Annotated in this window: 19 protein-coding genes; 6 read left to right on the top strand and 13 right to left on the bottom strand. The window is 67.1% G+C overall.

Going from position 1 to position 23086, the window contains the following annotated elements; all coding sequences use genetic code 11:
- Positions 1 to 204 precede the first annotated feature (204 nt).
- Entirely contained in the window at positions 205 to 1803 is a 1599-nt protein-coding gene (locus LG047_RS19675; RefSeq protein WP_305080338.1) for a DUF3300 domain-containing protein, read from the top strand.
- Positions 1804 to 1858: 55 nt separating this feature from the next.
- On the opposite strand, the gene glyA is transcribed toward LG047_RS19675, so the two are convergent.
- Positions 1859 to 3118: a serine hydroxymethyltransferase gene (glyA, locus tag LG047_RS14710; protein ID WP_227967513.1), complete on the bottom strand. Its 1260-nt coding sequence runs from the start codon at positions 3116 to 3118 to the stop codon at positions 1859 to 1861.
- Positions 3119 to 3273: 155 nt separating this feature from the next.
- On the opposite strand from glyA, the gene LG047_RS14705 reads away from it, so the two are divergent.
- The 3 genes from LG047_RS14705 to LG047_RS14695 are packed head-to-tail and all read left to right on the top strand — an operon-like array spanning position 3274 to position 6199.
- Entirely contained in the window at positions 3274 to 4152 is an 879-nt protein-coding gene (locus LG047_RS14705; protein ID WP_036287846.1) for a chorismate mutase, read from the top strand.
- A 3-nt stretch (positions 4153 to 4155) separates the two neighbouring features.
- Positions 4156 to 5280: a histidinol-phosphate transaminase gene (locus LG047_RS14700; protein ID WP_227967512.1), complete on the top strand. Its 1125-nt coding sequence runs from the start codon at positions 4156 to 4158 to the stop codon at positions 5278 to 5280.
- Positions 5273 to 6199: a prephenate/arogenate dehydrogenase family protein gene (locus LG047_RS14695; RefSeq protein WP_227967511.1), complete on the top strand. Its 927-nt coding sequence runs from the start codon at positions 5273 to 5275 to the stop codon at positions 6197 to 6199. The genes LG047_RS14700 and LG047_RS14695 overlap by 8 nt, the downstream gene beginning before the upstream one ends.
- Positions 6200 to 6358: 159 nt before the next feature.
- Here LG047_RS14695 and LG047_RS14690 read toward each other — a convergent pair whose 3' ends face one another.
- Both LG047_RS14690 and recN read right to left on the bottom strand, forming a co-directional pair.
- A complete protein-coding gene (locus LG047_RS14690) occupies positions 6359 to 6685 on the bottom strand; it encodes a polyhydroxyalkanoic acid system family protein (RefSeq protein ID WP_227967510.1) in 327 nt (108 codons plus the stop codon).
- 51 nt (positions 6686 to 6736) lie between these two features.
- Positions 6737 to 8428, bottom strand: a complete 1692-nt coding sequence (gene recN / locus LG047_RS14685; protein ID WP_227967509.1) for a DNA repair protein RecN — start codon at positions 8426 to 8428, stop codon at positions 6737 to 6739.
- Positions 8429 to 8545: 117 nt separating this feature from the next.
- Between recN and LG047_RS14680 the strand changes: the two genes are divergently transcribed.
- Positions 8546 to 9433 carry an alpha/beta hydrolase gene (locus LG047_RS14680; RefSeq protein WP_227967508.1) on the top strand — a complete coding sequence of 296 codons (888 nt, stop codon included), beginning with the start codon at positions 8546 to 8548 and terminating at the stop codon, positions 9431 to 9433.
- Positions 9434 to 9440: 7 nt separating this feature from the next.
- Here LG047_RS14680 and LG047_RS14675 read toward each other — a convergent pair whose 3' ends face one another.
- Complete coding sequence (locus LG047_RS14675) at positions 9441 to 10349, bottom strand: outer membrane protein assembly factor BamD (protein WP_227967507.1); 909 nt, start codon at positions 10347 to 10349, stop codon at positions 9441 to 9443.
- A 384-nt stretch (positions 10350 to 10733) separates the two neighbouring features.
- Here LG047_RS14675 and LG047_RS14670 point away from each other — a divergent pair, with 384 nt between their 5' ends.
- The gene (locus tag LG047_RS14670; RefSeq protein ID WP_227967506.1) at positions 10734 to 11654 is read left to right on the top strand and encodes a right-handed parallel beta-helix repeat-containing protein; all 921 of its coding nucleotides are present in this window, start codon (positions 10734 to 10736) and stop codon (positions 11652 to 11654) included.
- A 54-nt stretch (positions 11655 to 11708) separates the two neighbouring features.
- Here the strand turns inward: LG047_RS14670 and lpxC are convergent, their stop codons facing one another.
- The 9 genes from lpxC to murG all read right to left on the bottom strand — a co-directional run bounded on the left by lpxC (position 11709) and on the right by murG (position 23086).
- The gene (gene lpxC / locus LG047_RS14665) at positions 11709 to 12686 is read right to left on the bottom strand and encodes a UDP-3-O-acyl-N-acetylglucosamine deacetylase (RefSeq protein ID WP_227967505.1); all 978 of its coding nucleotides are present in this window, start codon (positions 12684 to 12686) and stop codon (positions 11709 to 11711) included.
- Positions 12687 to 12777: 91 nt separating this feature from the next.
- Positions 12778 to 14517, bottom strand: a complete 1740-nt coding sequence (gene ftsZ / locus LG047_RS14660) for a cell division protein FtsZ (protein ID WP_227967504.1) — start codon at positions 14515 to 14517, stop codon at positions 12778 to 12780.
- A gap of 162 nt (positions 14518 to 14679) precedes the next feature.
- Positions 14680 to 15993, bottom strand: coding sequence for a cell division protein FtsA (gene ftsA, locus LG047_RS14655; protein ID WP_227967503.1), 1314 nt, complete (start codon positions 15991 to 15993; stop codon positions 14680 to 14682).
- 4 nt (positions 15994 to 15997) lie between these two features.
- On the bottom strand, positions 15998 to 17002 hold the full coding sequence (locus LG047_RS14650) for a cell division protein FtsQ/DivIB (RefSeq protein WP_227967502.1): 1005 nt from the start codon (positions 17000 to 17002) through the stop codon (positions 15998 to 16000).
- A complete protein-coding gene (locus tag LG047_RS14645; protein WP_227967501.1) occupies positions 16969 to 17892 on the bottom strand; it encodes a D-alanine--D-alanine ligase in 924 nt (307 codons plus the stop codon). Before LG047_RS14645 ends, LG047_RS14650 begins: the two co-directional genes overlap by 34 nt.
- Before the next feature lie 189 nt (positions 17893 to 18081).
- Positions 18082 to 19611: a hypothetical protein gene (locus LG047_RS14640; protein ID WP_227967500.1), complete on the bottom strand. Its 1530-nt coding sequence runs from the start codon at positions 19609 to 19611 to the stop codon at positions 18082 to 18084.
- A 36-nt stretch (positions 19612 to 19647) separates the two neighbouring features.
- Positions 19648 to 20568, bottom strand: coding sequence for a UDP-N-acetylmuramate dehydrogenase (gene murB / locus LG047_RS14635; protein ID WP_227967499.1), 921 nt, complete (start codon positions 20566 to 20568; stop codon positions 19648 to 19650).
- Entirely contained in the window at positions 20565 to 21974 is a 1410-nt protein-coding gene (gene murC / locus LG047_RS14630; protein ID WP_227967498.1) for a UDP-N-acetylmuramate--L-alanine ligase, read from the bottom strand. The genes murB and murC overlap by 4 nt, the downstream gene beginning before the upstream one ends.
- Entirely contained in the window at positions 21971 to 23086 is a 1116-nt protein-coding gene (murG, locus tag LG047_RS14625; RefSeq protein WP_227967497.1) for an undecaprenyldiphospho-muramoylpentapeptide beta-N-acetylglucosaminyltransferase, read from the bottom strand. Before murG ends, murC begins: the two co-directional genes overlap by 4 nt.

The following is a 23086-nucleotide window of genomic DNA, read 5'->3' as shown; positions in this document are numbered from 1 at the left end:
ATGCGCGCCGATCAAAGGCCCGAAAGCGGTTCCAACGCCGCTTTCGGGCCTTCTGTTTTTTCACCCTTCATTGCGGTTGAATCCACAGGCGCGACTCGCGTGGATTGACGCGCTCGCTTATGCTGGGCCGTGCGATCGGCGAACGGACAAACCCGCGTCTTTCGTCTTTTTCAGCGGCTACGCCGGTTTCCCGGGAACGTACGAATGTCGAAAAACAAGAACGAGACAGCGCTCGCCAGAAGGCTTGTCGCCAGCGTCGCCTGCCTGCTCGTCGCGCTCACGCCCGAATATTCCTTCGCCATCGATCCCCCGCCCGTCCCGACGCCGGACGCCGCCGCCCCGGCCGCTCCGCAGCCCGCGCCCGAGGCGCCGAAGTTCACGCAGGCCGAGCTCGAGAGGCTGCTAGCGCCGATCGCGCTCTATCCCGACGCTCTGCTGGCGCAATTGCTGCCCGCTTCGGCCTATCCGCTGGAGATCGTTCAGGCGCATCGCTGGCTCGAGAAGAACAGGGCGGCCGCCGAAAAACAGGACTTTTCAGGCGCGGACGCTCAGGACTGGGATCCGTCGGTGAAAGCGATGCTGCGCTTCCCGACCGTGCTCGACAAGATGAACGACGACCTCGAATGGACCGAGAATCTCGGCGCGGCGATCGTCAATCAGCCGCAGGACGTCGCCAATGTCATCCAGCTGCTGCGCGCCAGGGCGCAGAAGGCAGGAACGCTCAGGTCCGGCAAGGAGATGCAGGTCACGACCGAGAAACAGGACGGGCGCGACGTCGTTACGATCGCCTCCCCGGACCCTTCGGTCATCTATGTCCCCTCCTACGATCCGGTCGCGGCCTATGCGCCGGCCTATAATGGAACAGGCATGGCGGTCGCGGCCGGACTGCTGAGCTTCGGCGCCGGCGTCGCGATCGGCTCGGCCTGGCGCGGCAATTACTGGAACTGGGGCACGGGCGCGTTCTATCGGCCGGTCTGGCCGGGTTATCCGGCGTGGCGGCCGCCTTATCCCGGCTGGCGTCCCGGCATGGCCGTCGGCGGCGGCAACAACGTCAATATTGGAAATGACGTCAACATCGGCGGAAAGCCCTGGCGGCCGGATCCGGGCCATTACCGGCCCGGGGGCCGGCCGGGCATTGGCGGCGGACCGGGCGTGGGAGCCGGGCGCCCCGGCTATGGCGGAGGCCGTCCGGGCGCGGGGATCGGCGGCGGGCGCCCCGGCGCGGGAGGCGGACCCGGCAATAATGGCGGACTCGGAGGCGGCGGCGGGATCGGCGGCGGCCGTCCAGGCGTGAGCGGCGGGCGCCCCGGAGTCGGCAAGCCGGGCGTTGGCGGAGGCGCCAAACCCATCGCCCGCCCGAAACCTGTGACTCGCCCCGTGACCCGGCCCGCCACGAGACCGGCGATGAACCGGCCGATAGCGCGCCCGGCGGGCGGTTTCGGCGGCGCCGGAGTCGGCCGGCCCGCAGGCGGCTTTCGGGGCGGCGCCATGAGGGCCGGCGGCGGCTTCCACGGTGGCGGCGGTTTCCACGGCGGGCGCCGATCCGACTTGCGCCTCAAGCATGCCGTCACCCTCCTCGGCCGTCTCGACAATGGCCTCGGCTTCTATCGCTTCATCTACAACGGCGGCGAGAAAGCCTTTGTCGGCGTCATGGCTCAGGAAGTGCAGAAGGTCATGCCGCAGGCGGTCTGGCGCGCGCCGGACGGATATCTGCGGGTCGCCTACGACAAGGTCGGCGTCAAGTTCCAAAGCTACGACCGCTGGGTCGCATCCGGCGCAGAGATTCCCGCGACCCGACGCTGAGACCGGGCAGGCGGCCCCCCGGCCGCCTTTCCCTTGCCTCGCTGCCGGGCGCGGCTCAGTAGATGGGAAATTCAGCGCACAGCTTCCGCACCTCCTCACGAATGGCGGCGATCTCCCGCCCGTCGTCCGGCGCCCGCAGAACGCGGTCGATCCAGCGCGCGATTGTTTGAAACTCCCCGACGCCGAAGCCGCGCGTCGTTCCGGCGTTGCTGGAAAGGCGCAGCCCCGACGGCGCCTCGGGCGGCTGCATGTCGAAGGGGATGAGGTTCTTGTTCACGGCGAGTCCCGCCCGCTCCAGCGCCTTCGCCGCGATGTCGCCCGTGACGCCGCGCGGCGTGAGATCGACGAGCATCAGCCCCGTGTCGGTCCCGCCCGTGACGATGCGCAGGCCCGCTTCCGACAGCGCCTCGGCCAGCGCGCGGGCGTTTTCGAGCGTCGCCCGATTGTAAAGCGTGAACTCGGGCCGCAGCGCCTCGCCGAGACACGCCGCCTTGCCCGCGACCCCATGCAACAGCACCGATCCCTGAACGCCCGGAAAAATGCCGGCGTTGATCCTGTCGCTCAGGGATTCGTCGTTCCAGAGCGCAACGCCGCCCCGCGCGCCGCGAAGGGATTTGTAGGTCGTCGTGGTGACGACATGCGCGTGCGGGAAGGGGTGCGGATGCAAACCCGTCGCGACCAGCCCCGCGAAATGCGCCATATCGACGAGGAGATACGCCCCCGCCTCATCGGCGATGGCGCGAAGCCCGGAGAAGTCGATGGCGCGCGGATAGGCCGAACCGCCGGCGATAATCATGCGGGGACGCGCCGCGAGCGCAAGATCGCGAAGCTCGTCGAGATCGATGCGCTCCGTCTCCCGGTTCACGCCATATTGCGTGATCTTGTAGTCGCGCCCGGTAAGCGTGGCCGGATGCCCGTGACTGATGTGCCCGCCGGCGGCGACATTCATGGAGAGGATCGGATCGCCGGGCTTCAGCAGGCCGAGAAAGACGCCCGCATTGGCGTTGGAGCCAGAATGCGGCTGCACATTCGCGAAGCGGCAACCGAAGAGCCGGCATGCGCGTTCGACCGCAAGCGACTCGATCCTGTCGGCGTATTCCGCCCCGCCATAATAGCGGCGATAAGGCGCGCCCTCGACGGTCTTGTTGGTCAGAACCGACCCCTGCGCCTCCAGCACGAGGCGGGAGACGATGTTTTCGGAAGCGATCAGTTCGATCCCGTCCTGCTGGCGGCGCAACTCCCCGCGAATGGCGTCGGCAAGTTCGGGATCGGCGTCGAGCCCCGTCGTGAAATATCCCTGATGCAAGCAGCTCAATGGCGGCCTCCCCTTCACCGGAGCAAGGAAGCCCCACCTCGGCCGCGAGGGCAAGGCTTCCGGGCGCGTGAAATTTCCGCTGCCGGCGGAGATTGCCGTTCTGGCCGCGCGGCGCCCCCTTCACTCTCGCCGCCCGCTGGCCTAAGACAGTCGCCATGCAAGACTCGCCTGTCCTGACGCCCGCCGCCGACACGCTTGCCGAATTGCGCGCCGAGATCGACCGCATCGATCTCGAAATGCATCGGCTGCTGATGGCGCGTGGCGAGATCATCGACCGGCTGATCGCCGTGAAGCGCGCGCAGGGCGGCGGCTGCGCCTTCCGGCCAGACCGCGAGGCGCAGATGATGCGCGCGCTGGTCGAGCGGCATCGCGGCCTCCTGCCCGTCGACGCGGTCGAAGGCGTCTGGCGCGTCATCGTCTCGACCTTCACCTACGTCCAGAACAATTATTCCGTCCACGCCGACGACTCGGGCGGCGACGCGCAAATGCGCGACAGCGCGCGATTCCACTTCGGCTTCACCGTGCCTTACATCGCGCATCACGGCGCGAGCGCGGTGATCGACGCGGTGGCGGCTTCGGCCGGCGATCTCGGCGTGCTGCGCGCGACCGGCGCGATCAACGACGGCGCCTGGTGGGTGCGGCTCGTCGGCGAGAACGCGCCCAAGATCATCGCGCGTCTTCCCTTCGTCGAGCGGCCCGACCACCCGGCGGGCCTGCCCGTCTTCGTCGTCGCGCGCCCGGCGAAGGACGCCGCCTCGCGGGACATTCTGCTCTATGCGATCAACCTTCCGCGCTGGTCGCATTCCATCCCCGCCGTCGTCTCGGCGCTGGAGGGCGAAATCCTCGCCAGCGCCCCGCACGCCGGCGGCCTCTCGCTGATGGTCGCCGCGCCCGGCCATGTCGAGGCCGCGCGTTTCGCGCAGGAGCTTTCCGCCGCCGGCGTCGCCGATGCGGTCGTGGAGCCCATCGGCAGCCATGCGGGCAGATACGAACTCAACGAAGCGCGCAGCGGCGTTTTCGCGCCAAGGAGCTGACATATGACTCGTCCCGTCCCGCGTCCGGGCGTGCTGGCGATCGACCCCTACGTGCCCGGCAAGAGCGCCGCCCCCGGCGCCCGGCGCGTATTCAAGCTTTCCGCCAATGAGACGCCGCTCGGCCCCTCGCCGCGCGCCGTGCAGGCGTTGCGCGACATGGCCGGAGACATCGCGATCTACCCCGACGGCTCCTCGGCCAAACTACGCGCGGCGGTCGGCGCGCGTCACGGGCTCGACCCCGAGCGCATCATCATGGGCGCCGGCTCGGACAACATCCTCGAACTGCTGGCGCTCGCCTATGTCGGTCCGGGCGACGAGGGCGTCTACAGCCAGTATGGCTTTCTCGAATACAAGATCGTGATCCACGCCGCGGGCGGAACGCCCGTCGTCGCGCCGGAGACGAATTACACCGCCAGTGTCGACGCGATGCTCGCCTGCGTGAGCGAGAAGACGAAGATCGTCTTCCTCGCCAATCCGAACAATCCCACCGGGACCTATCTCCCCGCGTCCGAAGTCGCGCGGCTTGCGCGCGGCCTGCCGCCGCATTGCCTGCTCGTTCTCGACGCGGCCTACGCCGAATATGTGACCCACGAGGATTATGAGGCTGGCGCCGCGCTCGTCGACGCGCATGAGAATGTTGTGATGACGCGCACCTTCTCGAAAATCTACGGCCTCGCCGGCCTGCGGCTCGGCTGGGGCTACGGCCCCGCGCATGTCATCGACGCCCTGAACCGCATCCGCTCGCCTTTCAATGTGTCGAGCGCAGCCTCCGTCGCCGGCGTCGCGTCCGTGGAGGATGTCGCGCATCTCGAAGCGGCGATTGCGCATAACGACCGCTGGCTTCCATGGCTGACGCGCGAGATTTCGGCGCTCGGCCTCGACGTACTGCCGAGCGTCTGCAATTTCATCGCCATTCGCTTCCCGGATACGCCGGGGCGGACGGCGGCCGACGCCGATCGCTTCCTGACCTCGCGCGGCCTCATTCTGCGCGCGATCGGCGCCTATGGGATGGGCGAGTTCCTGCGCCTCACCGTCGGCTCGCAGGAGGCGAATGAGGCCGTCGTCGCCGCCCTCGCCGAATTCATGCAGGACGCGCAGGCGCCCGCGCAGCACGTCGCTCATGGCTGAGCCGATCTTCAACAGGCTCGCGCTGATCGGCGCCGGCCTCATCGGTTCTTCGATCGCCCGCGCGGCGCGCGCCTATGACGCCGCGCGCGAGATCGCCATTCTCGACGCATCGCCGCAGGTGATGGCGCGCGTGCGCGAAATCGCCATCGCCGACGAGGCGAGCGGTGATCCGGCTGAGGCGTTGCGCGGCGCCGATCTCGTCATCATCTGCACGCCGGTCGGCGTCTGCGGCGCGGTGGCGCAGGAGATCGCGCCGTACCTGGAGAATGGCGCCGTCATCTCCGACGTCGGCTCTGTGAAAGGCGCCGTCGTCGTGCAGGTCGCGCCGCATGTTCCGGAGGGCGCGCATTTCATTCCCGCGCATCCGATCGCCGGCACGGAATTTTCCGGCCCCGACGCGGGCTTTGCGACGCTTTTTCAAAACCGCTGGTGCATTCTCACCCCGCCCGACGGCGCCGACGCGGCCGCGGTGGAAAAACTCGCGGCCTTCTGGACGCGCATCGGCGCCAGGGTCGAGAAGATGAGCGCGGATCATCACGACAAGGTGCTGGCGCTCACGAGCCATCTGCCGCATCTCATCGCCTATAACATCGTCGGCACGGCGGATGATTTCGGCGAGCAGACGCGCTCGGAAGTCATCAAGTTCTCGGCGTCCGGCTTTCGCGATTTCACCCGCATCGCCGCCTCCGACCCGACGATGTGGCGCGATATCTTCCTCAACAATCGCGAAGCCGTGCTGGAGATGCTCGGACGCTTCAACGAGGATCTCTCCGCGCTTCAGCGCATGATCCGCCGCGGCGACGGCGACGGGCTGTTCGATTTCTTCACGAGAACGCGCGCCATTCGCCGCTCCATCATCGAACAGGGTCAGGACACGTCGGCCCCGGATTTCGGACGGCGCACGCCTCCCGCCAATTAAGCGTTGCGCCGACGCGAAGCCGTCGAATCATCACGGCTCATGTTCTGTCTAGCGTTCGGACGCAAAAGCGCGCACGCTTCTCCCGAACGCCTTTTCGGGATTCCCCGGTTCGAGTCAGGCTCGAAGGAGCCGATCGGCGAATTCGACGCTTGTCGCTGCTTACTTCTTCGGTGTGTGGCCGATTTTCAACACGTCATCCGCATTGTGCTGGATCATCTGCTGCACCCTGCCCGAGAGCGCGGCCAGCAGCCACGGCAGTTGCACCTCGACGCGCGCCATGTCGGCAAGCACGGTGATCTGCGCGCTCGCAGTCTGGCCGAGCGCCTTGACGTGAATATTGGCGACGTCGCCGGACCATGTGACTTCGGAATGCGCGACCTTGTCCACATAGTCGCGCTGCAATTTCGTCAGCCGTTCGGCGAGGCGCTGCTTCGCCTTCTCGACCCCCAGATTATGCGGCACGGTGACGACGATCTTGTTGGACATGGCGTTCCTCCGCTTCCGCTTGATCTGGGGCGCGACCGCTGGAAAAGAAGATCAGTCCGCGCCCTGCAGCAGTCGCGCCGCCGCCGCGCGCGCTTCGTCCGTAATCGCCGCTCCCGACAGCATACGCGCAATTTCCTCCCGCCGCTCGGCTTCTGCGAGCACGGCGACGCTGGTTGCGACGCGCCTGTCCTTGCCTGCGGATTTGCCGGCCTTCGCCGGCGCGCCTTTGCTGATGCGCAAATGGCGGCTCGCCCGCGCGGCGACCTGCGGCGCATGCGTAACGGCAAGCACTTGGGCGCGCGTGGCGAGGCGCGCGAGACGCTGGCCGATGGCGTCCGCCACGGCGCCGCCCACGCCGGTGTCGATCTCGTCGAAAACGAGGGTCGGCGCGGAGCCGCGGTCGGCGAGCACGACCTTCAGCGCCAGCATGAAGCGGGCGAGTTCGCCGCCCGAGGCGACCTTGGTGAGCGGGCCGGGACGTGAACCGGGATTGGTCTGCACCCAGAATTCGACGCGGTCGACGCCCTCCGGCCCGCCGTTTTCCGGATCGCTCGTCACCTGCGTCATGAAATGCGCGCCGTCCAGCCGCAGCGGCTTCAGCTCCGCATCGACGAGCGCGTCGAGTTTTTTGGCCGCCTTCTGGCGCGCGGCGGAGAGGGCGCGGGCGGCTTCGTCATAGCCCGCCTTCGCCGCCGCAAGCTCCTTGCCGAGCTTCACGAGCCGTGCTTCCGACGCGTCGAGCGCCCCGATGTCGTCCGCGAATTTCTGTGCGATCTTCGTCAGCTCCGCGACCGTCACGTGATATTTGCGCGCGGCGCCGCGCAGCGCGAAGAGCCTTTCCTCGACCCGCTCCAGTTCGGCGGGGTCGAAACGGGTTTCCGCCAGCGCCTGCTCGAGCGCCTGTTCCGCGAGGCTCAGCGCGTCGACGGCCTGCGCGAGGGCGCGCGCCGGCGGCTCCAATATCTGCGGCGCCTGCGTCAGCCGGCGCTCGAGGCGGCGCGCGACCTGCGCGATTTCGCCGGCAGGCGCCGCGTCGCTGGCGAATGCGGCGAGCGCGTCGCGAATGTCGGTCGCAACCTTCTCCGCGCGCTGCATGAAGAGACGCCGCTCGGCGAGTTCTTCCTCTTCGCCGTCCTGCGGCGCGAGCTTCGTCAGCTCTTCATGCGCGTGGCGCAAGTAATCCGCATCGGCGCGGGCTCTGGCGATGCGCGCTTCCTCCTCTGCGAGCGCGCGGCGCGCCGCCTGCCAGGCGCCGTAACGCGCACGAACCTCGTTCGCCTGCGTCTGCAATCCGCCGTGAGCGTCGACGAGCGCGCGATGCGCGGCGGGATCGACCAGCGCGCGGTCGTCGTGCTGGCAATGTATTTCGACGAGCTCCCTGCCGATCGCGCGCAGCGCCTGCGCCGTGGCCGGCTGATCGTTGACGAAAGCGCGCGTGCGCCCGTCCGCCATCTGCAGGCGGCGCAGAACGAGTTCATCGTCGCTCGTGAGTCCGAATTCGCGCGCGGCGAGATGGGCGGGGTGGTCAGCCGGCAGATCGAAGACGGCGGCGACCTGCCCCTGCTCCTGCCCCGCGCGCACGAGCGAGGCGTCGCCGCGACCGCCCAGCGCCAGCACGAAGGCGTCGAGAAGGATGGATTTGCCCGCGCCGGTTTCGCCCGTGAGCGTCGTGAGCCCCTGCCCGAATTCGAGGTCGAGCTCGTCGATGAGCACGATGTCGCGAATGGATAGACGGACAAGCATGACGCGTTACTCTTGGGCTCCCGCGCGCGAACGCCATTTTGCGGTGACGCCACGCATTGACGAGAGGGATGCTCGCTCCCGGCGGAGCGTTCGATTCGTTTCCCGACGGAGGTTGGCATGGCCGGAGCCGAAATCAACGATATTCGCGCGCTTCTCGGCGCAAAGCCCCGGCCCGTGGGCTGGGCGGAGCGGCGCGCGCGCATAGAGGAGGTCGGCGCGTTCTGGCCCGTCGCGCCCGACATCGCGCTGGAGCCCGCCCGTTTCGACGGAATTTCCGGCGAATGGTCGCTCGCGCCGGGGTCCGATCCCGGCCGTGTCCTGCTGTTCTTTCATGGCGGCGGCTATTGCTCCGGGTCGCTCGTCAGCCACCGTCGAATGGTCACCGAGGCCGGCCGGGCGGCGCGGGCGCGCACGCTGGCGGTCGCCTTCCGGCTCGCGCCGGAGCATCCCTTTCCGGCCGCCTATGACGACGCGCTGGCGGCATGGCGCTTTCTGCTGTCACAGGGTATCGCACCTGGGCGCGTCGCCGTGGGCGGCGACAGCGCCGGCGGCGGCCTGACCGTCGCGCTGATGAACCGGTTGCGCGACGGCGGCGAGGCGCTGCCCGCCTGCGCCTGGCTGGCCTCGCCATGGACCGATCTCGCCATGTCCGGTGACACGCTCGCAACGAAGGACGCCGTCGATCCGCTGATCCACAAGGCCTATCTCGAAGAATTGGCGAGCGCCTATGTCCCCGCGGGCGTGGATCGCAAGGATCCGCGCGTTTCGCCTCTCTATGGGGCGTTGCGCGGACTGCCGCCGCTCATCATCCAGGTGGGATCGGACGAGACGCTGCTCGCGGACTCGACGCGCTTCGCCGCCGCGGCTGGCGCCGCCGATGTCGCCGTGACTTTGGAAATCTGGCCGCACATGATCCATGCATGGCCGATGTGGAATGCGCGGCTCGAAGACGGCCGGCGCGCGCTTGCGAACGCCGGCGCCTTCATTCAGGCCCACACTCGATAGCGCCGCGTCAGATGGCGTGGAGCGTCTTGCCGATCTTGGAGAGCCAGGAGTCCGTATATTCATGCGGCTCCAGCCCGCCGGTCTTCAGCAAGGCGTGCGCATCCTTGTACCACTGCGAGTCGGGGAAGTTGTGGCCCAGAATCGCGGCGGCGGTCTGCGCCTCGTTCGTCACGCCCATCGCCATATAGGCTTCGGTGAGGCGGTACAGCGCCTCCTCCGTGTGGCGGGTCGTCTGATATTTGCCGAGCACGTCGTGGAAGCGGTTGATCGCCGCCGGATAATTCTTGCGCGTCAGATAGAAGCGGCCGACGTTCATTTCCTTGGCGGCGAGCTGGTCGCGCGTCACCTGAATCTTGTAGCGCGCGTCCGTCACATATTCGGACTTCGGATATTTCTGGATGAGCTGGGTGAAGATCTCCAGCGCCTTCTCCGCCGGCTGCTGGTCGCGCATGACGTCCGGCACCTGATTATAGAAGGACATTCCGGCGAGGTAATAAACGTAGGGCGTATCCGCCGAATTCGGATAAAGGCCGATGTAACGCTGCGCCGATTGCACCGACTCGTCGTAGGCGCCCTTCTGGAACTGAGCGAAAGTCGTCATCAGCAAGGCTTTGCGCGACCATTCGGACGACGGATACTGCTTTTCCAGATCGCCGAATTTTTTCGCGGCGCCCTCGTAATCCTTGCTCTTCAGCCTGGCGAGACCCTGATTGTAGAGGTCGTCGGCGGGGATGTCGGGCAGGATTTCCGTCTTGTATTTCTCGCCGCCGCCGAAGAGTCCGAAGCCGCTCGTCACGGAGTCGAGAAGGTCGGCGCGCGCCGGCGCCGGGGAAACAGCGACGGCCGCCGCCGCGGCAAGAGCGCCTAGACGGGCCGTCCGCATCGCAGAACGGAAGGAAATAGCGATAACCGACATATATTGCGCCCCTTGCGGCAAAGAGCGACGACGTCGCGCGCTCGTGAGCCTCTTAGCCTAAACCGCCGATCCGCGCCACCTCGGGCGCCCCGCGCCGCGGCGCCGGCGGGGCGAGGCGGCGGATTGTCTCGAGACGGCAGAGGGTAAAGACTCCCTTCTGGCGAGATTATGGCGAAGCGCGGCCATTGGCGTTACGATAAGAAATTCCGCCCGCTGTTCGCGGTTCATGGCGGCCGCCGCGTCGCTCCGCGCGACATTCGCCTCAGCAGGTTGAAGACACGCAGCGCCGCTACAATTGGCGCATTATAAACTCATCTGCACGTAACCGAAGGTGGGGATGCGTGCGCGCAAGGAAAAAAGCCGCCACAAACGAGAGGGCGCCCCATGAAATACATCTCATTGTTAATGTTGTCATTCATGGCTTGCGGCCTCCTGTTCGGCGCCGCGCCCGCCGGCGCGCAGGCGACCCGCACCTGGGTTTCCGGCGTCGGCGACGACGCCAACCCCTGCTCGCGCACGGCGCCCTGCAAGACCTTCGCCGGGGCGATTTCCAAGACCGCCGCCAAGGGCGAGATCAACACGATCGACCCCGGCGGGTTCGGGGCTGTCACAATCACCAAAGCGATCACGATCGACGGCGGCGGCGGGCATACGGCGAGCATTCTCGCTTCGCTCGTAAATGGCGTCATCGTCAACGCTGGCCCTAATGATATTGTCCAGTTACGTAATATCGACATCAACGGCGCCGGAAACGGATTGAATGGAATTCGCTTTCTCGCCGGCAACACGCTGATCGTCGAAAACGTCAAAATCTTCGGATTCACGCAGAAGGCGATCGACTTCGAACCGAACACCGCAGGAAGGTTAATCGTTGCGAATTCGACCATCTCGAACAATCTCGGCGCGACGGCGGGCGGAGTCTTCGTTCAGCCCGGCGCCGCCGGCTCCGCCTTGGTCGATCTCGTCAATGTCACTGCGTCCCGCACCGGCGACGGCTTGCGGCTTCTCGATCGCAGCAGGGCCAGCGTCCAGAACAGCGTGTTCAGCGGAAACTCGATCGGGGTGGTCACTCAATGCGCGACCGCAGTCTGCGAAATTGATCTTGAAAGATCCATTCTCTCGGACAACCAGATCGGCGTCAGGACGGCAGGCGCACAAGGGACCGTGCGTCTGTCGGAGACCGGGATCTACAACAACACGACCGGCATCAGCGTCGCGGGCGGCGCAGTGGTTTCCTTCGGCAACAACCGGATTGCCGGAAACACCACCAATGGCGCGCCGACATCGACGATCTCGCAGCAGTGAAAGCCGCGCCGCACGTGCCGGGAGTCCGGGAAACGCGGCGCACTCGGCAAATTTTCAGGATAAGGAGGCGTCCAGAGCTGCGGGCGCTTCCATCGACGGCCGGATTTCGCAGCGCTCGGCGGCGCCTTCGCGCGCCATGGCCTCCAGCAGGGCCAGATTGAGCCGGTGTCCGCCGCGATAGGAACGGAAGGCGCCGATGATCGGCGCTCCGGCGAGCGCGAGGTCGCCGACGACGTCAAGCATCTTGTGACGGACGAATTCGTCGGGGAAGCGCAGGCCGTGCGGGTTCAGGACGGTCTCGCCGTCGAGCACGACGGTGTTGTCGAGCGAGGCGCCGAGCGCCAGGCCCTCGCGCCAGAGCCGCTGGGCGTCGCGCAGGAAACCGAAGCTGCGCGCCCGCGCGATCTCGCGGCGGAAAGTTTGCGGCGTCAGCGCCAGCGCGCGCCGCTGACGCCCGATGCGGCCGTCGAAGGCGATCTCGACGTCGAGATGCAGGCCGCTGTCCGCCGGCCGCACCTCCGCCCAGCCGGCGCCGTCGGCTACGCGCACGGATCTGGTGACGCGCAAATAGCGGCGGGGGGCTGCGAGATCGATGACGCCGGCTTCGTCGACCGCGTCGACAAAGTCCGCCGCGGAGCCGTCCATCGCCGGGATTTCGCCGCCCTCGACATCGATCAGCGCATTATCGACGCCAAGACCGGCCAGCGCGGCCAACAGATGTTCGACCGTCGAGACGCACGCGCCTTGCGCCGCGATCTGCGTGCGAAGCTGGGTCGCGTCGACACAGGGCCAATGCGCCGGGATTTCCACGCCCGCGACGCTGAACTGGATTCCGGCGTCCGCGCATGCGGGCGCGAGCGTCACGCGCGCGGAGCGGCCCCCATGCGCGCCGCGCCCGGAGAGCGTGATGGTGCGGCCAAGCGTGGTTTGCGTGGCGCGTGATGTCGGGCGAATGACGCAACCCTCCCGGCGGTGGAATCGGCCAAGAACGCCGGCCAGATTAGCCGATGGACCCGGGCGTGCTCCAGTCACGCTTTCTTACAGATTGTTACAGATTGCCGAGCGCCCATGAAAACAGGGGCCCGCACGAGGCGGGCCCCTGAACTTTCGGCGGCGGGGCGCGTCAGTGATTTGACTGGCGGCGCAGGAAAGCGGGGATCTCCAGGTGATCCTCCTCGACCGGACGCGGCGCCGGGGCGCGGCGGCCATGCGGGTCGAGCGCCGCATGGGCGGGCGCATGACCTTGCGGCTGGGGCGCCGGCGCGGCCGGACGCTTGCCGTATTCCGCATGGGTCTGCGTCGGCTGAGGCGCGGCCGGCGCGCGCGGCGGCATCGGCGCGGGCTGGGCCTGCGGGGCCGGCGCCGGACCGCCGTGCATCGCGTCTTCCTGACGGCTCGCGCCGAAGGAGGCGAGACGCTCGAAGATCGACTTGCGGCGCGGATCATGCGCCGCCTCGGCGCGCTGCTGGCGGATCTGATCCTGAATCGGCTTCGGGAAGTCTTCGATCTGCGGCATGCGCGGCGCGCGCGGCATTTCGGGGGCCGGCGGAATATAGGGCGCCGGGGCGGGCTCGGCGGCCATGCGCGGCGCCGGCTCCATCATCGGCTCGCTGTAGGAGTGACGCGCAGGAGCCGGCTCCAGATAGACGCCATTGGTCGTCATCGTCGACGGCGCGACCGGCGCGGGCTCGGCGAAGTAGGACGGCGGAGCGGGCTCGCGCGCTTCCGGCTGATAGGCCGGCGCGGGCGCGCGCTCGGGCGCCGTGTAGATCTGGGCGGGCGCCTCGGCGACCGGAGCCGCCGGCTGCGGCTTCGCCGACTGCTGCATCTGGATGCGCATGCGCTCGGCTGCTTCCGCCATGCGGGCCTGGCTCGTCGGATCGTCCGCCGTGATGGCGGCGAGATCGATGCCGGTCGCGACAACCGAAACGCGCACGACGCCTTCGAGCGAGGAGTCGAAGGTCGCGCCGAGGATGATGTTGGCGTCCTCGTCGACTTCCTGACGGATGCGGCTTGCGGCCTCGTCCACTTCATAGAGGGTGAGGTCGTGACCGCCGGTGATGGAGATCAGCAGGCCGCGCGCGCCCTTCATCGACACTTCGTCGAGCAGCGGATTGGCGATGGCCGCCTCGGCCGCGAGATTCGCGCGGCGCTCGCCCGTGGCTTCGCCCGTGCCCATCATCGCCTTGCCCATGCCGCGCATGATCGAGCGGACGTCGGCGAAGTCGAGGTTGATGAGACCCTCCTTGACCATGAGGTCGGTGACGGAGGCGACGCCCGAATAGAGCACCTGATCCGCCATGGCGAAGGCGTCCGCGAAGGTCGTCTTCTCGGTGGCGATGCGGAAGAGGTTCTGGTTCGGGATGACGATCAGCGTGTCGACGCATTTCTGCAATTCGCCGATGCCCGACTCGGCGATGCGCAGGCGGCGCTGACCCTCGAAGTGGAACGGCTTGGTGACGACGCCAACCGTGAGAATGCCCATCTCGCGCGCGATCTGCGCGATGACCGGCGCGGCGCCCGTGCCCGTGCCGCCGCCCATGCCGGCGGTGACGAAGCACATGTGCGCGCCCTGCAGATGCTCGCGGATTTCCTCGCGGGCTTCTTCAGCCGCGGCGCGGCCGACCTCCGGCTGCGCGCCGGCGCCGAGACCCTCGGTGACCTGCAGACCCATCTGAATCACGCGCTCGGCAGGCGAGGAAGCCAGCGCCTGCGCATCGGTGTTGGCGACGAGGAAATCGACGCCGGACAGGCCGGACGAGATCATGTTGTTGACGGCGTTGCAGCCGCCGCCGCCCACGCCGCAGACCATGATGCGGGGCTTCAATTCCCGCAGTTCGGGAGCTTTGAGATTGATCGTCATTTGCCAGGCCTCTCGATATTTACACTGCTCATCGGCGTCGGTTGTCCGTATCCTTGGACGCCCCGTCGCCGAACGCGTCGTCCTCGGTATTTCCGCTCGGCGGCTCGTCTCGGTCTCACTGGCCCGAACGCGCGGAGTCTGGAGAATCACTTGCTCCCGATTCTAGAAGCTTTCTTTTAACCATCTACCCACTCGCGTCATGTAACCGTCGGTTCCGGTCGCCGCCCGTTCGAAGCGATGCGGCTCGAAATATTCGCGGCCCGCGACCTGCGGGTAGACAAGGAGTCCGGCGGCGGCGGCGAAGGCTGGGCTCCGCGCCGCGTCGGGCAAACCTTCGACGCCGATCGGACGACCGACGCGGACCTGGCCGCCGAGGATTCTGCGCGCGGCTTCCGCGACGCCGGTGAGCTGGCTCGCGCCGCCGGTAAGCACGATGCGGCGACTCGGGCCCGAGGGGTAGCCGGCGCGCGCGAGACGATCGCGCAGGAATTCGAGCGTCTCTTCCACGCGCGGACGGATGATGCGCACGAGATGCGATTTCGGCGCGTGTGCCTTGTGCGGGCCGCGCTCGCCGACATGATCGAAGGATACGGTCTCCCGATCGTCGGATGAGGAGGCGATCGCCGAGCCATGGAATGTCTTGAGGCGCTCGGCGTCCGCGAGGCGGGCGTCGAGTCCGCGGGCGATGTCCATGGTGACGTGATTGCCGCCGAGCGTCACGGCGTCGAGATGAACCAGCTCGCCGCGCGCGAAGACGGCGAGCGACGTCGAGCCCGCGCCCATGTCGACCACCACGACGCCCATCTCCGCCTCGTCTGGCTCGAGCACGGAGAGGCCGGAGACATAAGGCGTCGCCGCCATGCCCTCGACGCCGAGATGGCCGCGCTCCACCGCGAGAATGAGATTGCGCGCCGCCGCCTGATCGCAGGTCGCGACGTGAAGGTCGACGCCAAGCTCGTCGCCGATCATGTCCTTGGGCTCGCGAATGCCGCTGACGCCGTCGAGCGAGAAGCCCGTGGGCAACGAATGCACGGCCACGCGGCCGCGATGCAGATGATGCGCGGCGGACGCCTCCAGCACGCGATGGATGTCGGACTCGGCGACCTCGCGGCCGCCGATGGCGCGCTTCGCCTGGAAATGCTCGGAGGCGAGGCGCCCGCCGGAAGCGGTGACGATGACCCGGTCGACCTGCATGCCGGCCATGCGTTCGGCGGCGTCGACAGTCTGGCGAATGGCGCGCTCGGCTTCGTCCATGTCGACGACGAGCCCGTGCTTTACGCCCAGCGAACGCTGATGCCCGATGCCGACGACGCGAATGCGATGCGTGCGCCAATCGCCCGGCGCGACCTGTCCGACCGGCGTGAGGCGCGCGATGAGGCAGGCGATCTTCGACGTGCCGACGTCCAGAGCCGCGAGCGTCGCGGAGCGGCGCGGCGAAAGGGGCTTCATACGCGGCGGAACGATTTGGGCCTTCATGACTCTAACCACCACTCTTGTGCGACTTGCGCGACAGCGTCGCCTCGCGCGAGGCGGCGCCTTCTTCGGTGAGACGAACGGTGACGCGATCCGTCATGCGCAGATCTATGGACATCACATCCTTGTCGAGGACGCGCGCCTCGTGCTGCAGGCGCGAGAGCGTCTCCAGCGCGCCGAAGGGATTCTGCTCGGGAAGCCTGACCATGACGCCGTTGGTCATCTCGAGATCCCAGCGGCGGCCGGCGACGAGCACGCCCGCCTTGACGCGCTTGGCAAGATCGCCGGCGACTTTCATCAGCATGGAAAATTCCGCGAGGCGCTTCTGCGCGCCCTCGCCGACGACGAAGGGAAGATTGAGATAGCGGTCGTCGCGCAGATCGTCGATCGCCACGCCGTCCTCGGAAACGACCGACACATGCCCGTCCCGCTGCCACAAAGCCGAAGGCTGGCGCTCCTCTATCGCCACGACGAGGCGATTGGGATAGAGCTTCATCACCCGCGCCGATTTGACGAGCGGAACCGCCATCAGTCTCTCACGCACCGCATTGGCGTCGAGAAAAGGCAGCGACTGGCGCGGGCCGACGCCGGAGGCGACGAGCAATTCCTGTTCGCTCATCCGCGACTGACCGGTGATCGTGACGGCGGAAATGTCGAAGCCGACGGCGCGCGCGACAATGTCCCAGGGCTCGCCTTCACGGGCGACGAGATCGGCGTAGCCGCCATTCTGCACGAAACCCGCGAGGCCGACGCCGCCGAACAGGAGGACCGTGGCCGCAAGTCCGACGCCCGGCCGGCCGAGCGCCGCGAAGCGCGACAGTCGGGAAGAAACATCGACGCGACGGCGCGACTGCGCGCGAGGCGTTGGAGAACTTGCGGGCGCGGGCTGAAAGGGAGCCGTCGGGGCGCCCGCTATCGCCGGGCGGGCCTGGGCGAAGGGGGCATGAACAAGCGGAAGGGAAGCCGCTACCGACTCCCTCAACGATCGCAGGACGCGTCTTCCACCATCCATCTGACAAGCTCGCCGAACGAAAAACCTGCATAAGCCGCCATTTCTGGCACGAGCGAGGTCTCCGTCATTCCCGGCTGCGTGTTCACTTCCAATACGACGAGCTCGCCCGTACCTCCGGGGCGGTCGTCGTATCGGAAGTCCGCGCGGCTGACGCCGCGACAGCCGAGAGCTCTGTGAGCCTCGATGGCTAAATGTTGAACCTCTTGGTAAATATTCTGTTTAAGATTTGCAGGAAGAACGTGTTTCGAGCCGCCTTTCGCGTATTTCGCGTGATAGTCGTACCATCCGCCGTCTGCGGCCAGGATTTCGATCACGTCCAGCGCGCGGTCGCCCATCACCGCGCAGGTGAGTTCGCGGCCGGCGATGAATTGCTCCGCAAGCATCAGATCGCCATGCGCCCAGTCGGCCCTTGCAAGCTCCTGCGGCGGCGGCGCGTCGCCGTCCGTGATGATGAAGACGCCGAAGGATGAGCCCTCCGAAATCGGCTTCAATACATAGGGAACCGGCAGCACATGCGCCTTCGCCGCCTCCAGCCGATGGACGACTCGGCCTTTCGGCACCGGCACGCCGGCGGCGGCCATCACGACCTTGGCCACGTCCTTCTTCATCGCGACCGACGACGCGAGCACGCCCGAATGGGTGTAGGGAATGCGCAGAAGCTCCAGCACGCCCTGTATGCATCCGTCCTCGCCGAACTTGCCGTGCAGGGCGTTGAAGGCGACGTCAGGCTCGAGCGCAGCCAGAACGCTTGCGGCGTCATGACCCACGTCGACTCGCGAGACGCGATAAGCCTGCTCCTCGAGCGCCTTTGCGCAGGCCTCGCCCGAGCGCAGCGAGATTTCGCGTTCGGCGGAAAGTCCGCCCATCAGCACGGCGACATGTTTGGTCATCACGGTCTCGTTGTCTGGAATGAGGCTGCAAGCCTCGCTTGAGCGTTTCTTGGCGGGAGGCCGAAGCTCGACGTCTGGCGAGCCGCAGCCGGAATGGGGACGCTTGGCAAAATTCGCTTCGCGGATGGACGGACAATGATACGTGATTCGCGCTCAGGCCGGGACGCCGCCTTGAGCGGCGCAATATTGTCACGGCGCCTTGCGCGTCCAGATCTCGATCTCCCCGGCCTGTCCGGCCTTCTCGTAACCGTCGAGCGCGCGCGCCGTTTCGGGCTGCTTCACGACCCATTCGCGCGTGTCCCTGTCCTCGACGACAATCACGTCGGGCCGCCCGTCGCGCACATCCTCCATGAAGCCCGCAAGATCGCGGCGTCGATATTCCTCGAGACGCGCGCGCCACTGCGGATCTTTCACGTCGCGCAACAGATAGGCCGCGAGACTGGCCGTCCATAGGGCGTTGGGGCGGCCGACCCACACGCCGTCGAGCTGGCGCGTGACGGGATGGCCATAGTCCAGCTGGCGCGCCATGGCGATCACACGCGGATGCGGCGGCGCGACCCGCGCGATTTCCGCGCGCAAACCCGGATGCTCCTCGACATTGGTCAGCACCTTGACGGCGCCGAACAGCATCGGCGCGGCGATGAAGGCGGGAAGAAAGACGAATTTGAACAGCCGTCCGTCGCGGACCGCCTGCACGCGCGGATGCTTGTCGAGCGCGAAGAAACACCATGCGAGAAGCGCGAGCGCGACGCCCGGAAACGCATGGTTGCTCCAGCCTTTTCCCTGCAGGAAGAAGCCCGCCAGAAAAGCGGCCGACGCATAGGCGCAGACGCGCGCCGCAGCGGGCGCGACGAAGCCGGGAGCCACCGGCGGCGTCGCGAAGCCGCGCGCGGATGCTATGGCGAGCGCGACAAGCAGCGCGATGTTGAAAGGCGCAAGCGTGAAGAACGCCAGATTGCTCGAAGTGTCGCGCGCCGGCTGGTAAACGTCGACGATCACGGGCAGCGCGTAACCGGCGTAGGCCGGGAAGAACAGCAGCGTCGCCGCCGCATAGCCGAAGCAGACGCCAAGCGCCGTCGCCATTTCCGCAGTCAACAAAAGCCGGGGCGAGCGCTCGCGCGCGGCGAGCGCCAAGGCCGGCAGAACGATGGCGAGCGCGAAGAAGGGCTTGAAACACACGGCGACGCCGGCGCCGGCGCCAGCGATGACGCGCAGCGGAGTAGCGACGCGGCCGCCTTCGGCTGAAGCGGCGAGCGTCGCGAGCATGGGCGCAAGCGCCAGAAGCGCAATATGCTCGCGCTCGGCGAAAACCATCGCGGGCGTGATGAGCAGCAGGAACACGGCGCCGTTTACGAGCAGGCCCCAATCCTCCCGCGAACGCGGCGCGCCGGAACGGAAGACCAGCGCGCTGACGATGAAGGAAACATAGGCGAAAAGGAAAACGAGGCCCGCAACGACGGGCTCCACTGCGACATCGAGCGCGCGCGCCAGGGCGACCGCCGGCGCCAGCGCCAGAAAAGCGGCGGGCGGGTTGGGATCGGTGACGTCGACATAGGGAACGGCGCCGTCGAGAAATTTCTCCGCGAAAGTGATGAACCAGGAAACATCGCAGTCGAGATGACCGGCGATTTGCTGCGCGATCGCGATCAGCGCGAGCGCAAGCGTCGTCCAGGGGCTTGCCAGCGTCGACGCAAGCCGCGCAGGCCGACGTTCGGTCATCACTCCCGGCGCATGTCTCGAACTGATGGAGCTCATCTATGCAACGCCAATCCGTTTGATTTCCCATTGCAGCTCGACGCCGCTCGTCTCGCGCACGCGACGACGCACCGTCTCGCCGAGAGTCTCGATGTCGGCCGCGGTCGCTCTGCCGCGATTGATGAGAAAGTTGCAATGCATCTCGCTCACCTGCGCGTCGCCGACGACGAGTCCGCGACAGCCGGCGGCGTCGATCAACTGCCACGCCTTGTGGCCATCAGGATTTTTGAAGGTCGAGCCGCCGGTCTTTTCCTTGATCGGCTGCGAGGCTTCACGCGCTTCCGTTATGCGATCCATCTCGGCGAGAATCTGCTTCGGATCGCCGGGACGCCCCTGATAAAGCGCGCTCGTGAAGATCACATCATCCGGCGCCGAGCAGTGGCGATAAGTGTAACCCATGTCGGCGTTGGCGAAGACGCGAATATCGCCGTTACGGTCGACGCCGCACGCTTCGATAAGGGCGTCCTTCGTCTCGCCGCCATGCGCGCCCGCGTTCATGCGCAACGCGCCGCCGATGGCGCCGGGAATGCCCCGATAGAAGGCCAGTCCGTCGATGCCCGCGTCGGCCGCCGCGCGCGCCGCCTTCACATCGGGCACAGCGGCGCCAATGCGCAGACGACAATGGTCTTCGACGGCGATTTCGCCGAAGCCTTTTGCAGAGAGGCGTATGACCACGCCCGCGACGCCGCCGTCGCGCACGATGAGATTCGAGCCGAGGCCGATGACGGTGACGGGAATCTCGCGCGGCAGGTGCGCGAGAAAATAGGCAAGGTCCCCCTCATCCGCGGGCATGAACAAAAGCTGCGCCGGACCGCCCACGCGAAACCAGGTGTAGGGCGCGAGCGGCTCATTCGCGCTCACGCGTCCGCGCAATTGCGGCATGAGCCGCGCGATATCGGCGGTGAGGTCGGGGAAGGTCACTGCGCGCCGCCCGCCGCAAGCTGCTCCGGCAGCGCATAGGCCCATTGCGTGATATTGCCGGCGCCGAGGCACACGACATAATCCCCCGGCGCGACGATCTCTCGCACCATCGCGGGCAGGACCTCCGGCGACGGCAGCCCCACGGCGCGGCGATGACCATGCGCGCGAATGGCGTTGACGAGCGCGTCGCGATCGACGCCCTGAATCGGCTGCTCGCCGGCGGGATAAACGTCGGCGATGATGACGACGTCGGCGTCGTTGAAACAGGTCGAGAAGCCGTCGAACAGCGATTGCAGGCGCGTGAAGCGGTGGGGCTGCATCACGGCGACGACCTTGCCTTTCGTGGACGCGCGCGCGGCGCGCAGCACGGCGGCGATTTCCACCGGATGATGGCCGTAATCGTCGAAGACCTGCACGCCATTCCAGTCGCCCGTGCGCGTGAAGCGGCGCTTGACGCCGCCGAAGCCCGCGAGCGCCTTGCGAATCTGATCCGGCGAGAGGCCGAGCTGATAGGCGACGGTGATCGCAGCCGTCGCGTTCAGCGCATTGTGATGGCCCGGCATGGGCAGCACGAGATTTTCGAGATAGGTCGCCTGCGCCGTCTTGCGGTCGCGCAGCAGGACATTGAAGCGCGAGACCCCGCCTTCCAGATTGACGTCGAGCAGCCGAACGTCCGCCTGCGGATTTTCGCCATAGGTGATGACGCGGCGGTCCTCGATCCTGCCGACGAGCTCCTGAACCGTCGGATGATCGAGACACATCACCGCGAAACCGTAGAATGGAAGGTTCTCGATGAAATTGCGGAAGGCTTCCTTTATGGCGTCGAATGTGTGGAAATGGTCGAGATGCTCGGGGTCGATATTTGTGACGATCGCAACGTCCGCGGGTAGCTTGAGGAAGGTGCCGTCGCTTTCGTCGGCCTCGACAACCATCCATTCGCCGGCGCCGAGCCGCGCATTGGTGCCATAGGCGTTGATGATGCCGCCGTTGATGACCGTCGGATCGAGTCCGCCGGCGTCGAGCAGCGTGGCGACGAGCGAGGTCGTCGTCGTCTTGCCATGCGTGCCGGCGATGGCGACGCATTGCTTGAGGCGCATCAGCTCCGCGAGCATCTCCGCGCGACGCACGACCGGGAGGCGCTTCTCGCGCGCGGCCGCGAGTTCCGGATTGTCGCGCTTTATCGCGGTCGAGACGACGACGACGGCGGCGTCGCCGAGGTTCTTTGCGTCGTGTCCGATAAAAACGGAAGCGCCCTTCTCGGACAGGCGCTTGACGTTGGCGTTTTCGGAAGCGTCCGAGCCCTGCACCTTATAGCCGAGATTGAGCAGCACTTCGGCAATGCCTGACATGCCGATGCCGCCGATGCCGACGAAGTGAATGGGGCCGAGATCGCGCGGCAGCTTCATACCTGTCTCCGTTCCAAAGCGCGGGCCTGGGCCACGCTCAAAATTAGATCCGCAAGCCGCTCGGCGGCGTCGGCGACGCCGACATGTTTTGCGGCCTGCGCGCGCGCGGCGAGCTGCTGCGGCGCGTCGATGAGTTGCGCGAGGCGCGCCGTGAGAAACGCGGGCGTGAAATCGCTCTGTCTCACGGCCTCCGCCGCGCCCGCCTGCTGCAGGAAGGCCGCGTTGGTCGCCTGGTCCTGATCGAGCGCATGGGGCAGCGGCACCAGCATCGCAGGCCGTCCGATGACGGCGAGTTCCGACACAGTTCCCGATCCGGCGCGCGCGATGATGAAATGCGCGGCGGCCATGCGCGCCGGAAGATCGGTGAAGAAAGGCGCGATCTCGGCTTTGACATTAGCGCTATTGTAAATCGCCTCGACGCGCGAAATGTCTTCGGCGCGCGTCTGCTGCACGAGGCGGATGCGCGCGCGCAGATCGTCCGGCAGCGCGGCGATCGCTTCCGGCACGATGTCCGCCATCACGCGCGCGCCCTGCGAGCCGCCGGTGACGAGAAGGCGGAAAAGCCCGTCCGCGAAGTCGGGATAGGGAAGCTTCGCCGCCTCCAGCACATTGGGACGCACCGGATTGCCGGTGACGACGACCTTGCCCTGCAACGGGCCCGGCACGGCGAGATTGGGCAGGCCCGCGGCGATCCTGTCGACATGGCCCGCGAGAAAGCGGTTCGCTTTTCCCATCACGCCATTCGACTCATGCAGCACGCTTGGAATATGCAGCATGGACGCCGCGAGCAGCGGCGGCACCGTGGGGTAGCCGCCAAAACCTATGATCGCGCGCGGCTGCAATTTGCGCAGCAGCGCCGCCGCCTGCGCGGTTCCGTAAGCGAGACGCGCCACGGCCTGCGCGCGCGCGAGGAGCGAACCGCCGCGCGGCGTCGCCGCAGGGATCGTGTGCATGGCGCGCGCGGGAAAGCTCGCGCCATATTGCAGCGCGCGTTCGTCGGTGACGAGCTCCACCGCGACGCCTCGTGCAGCAAGCGCATGGGCGAGAGCCTCGGCCGGGAAGAGATGGCCGCCGGTGCCGCCGGCGGCGAGAAGGATGGGCGCTTCGCTCAT

Source organism: Methylocystis sp. WRRC1 (assembly GCF_020733155.1).
GTDB lineage: Bacteria > Pseudomonadota > Alphaproteobacteria > Rhizobiales > Beijerinckiaceae > Methylocystis.
The sequence above is the reverse complement of the archived record's forward strand: the minus strand, read 5'-3'. Positions and strand labels throughout refer to the sequence as shown.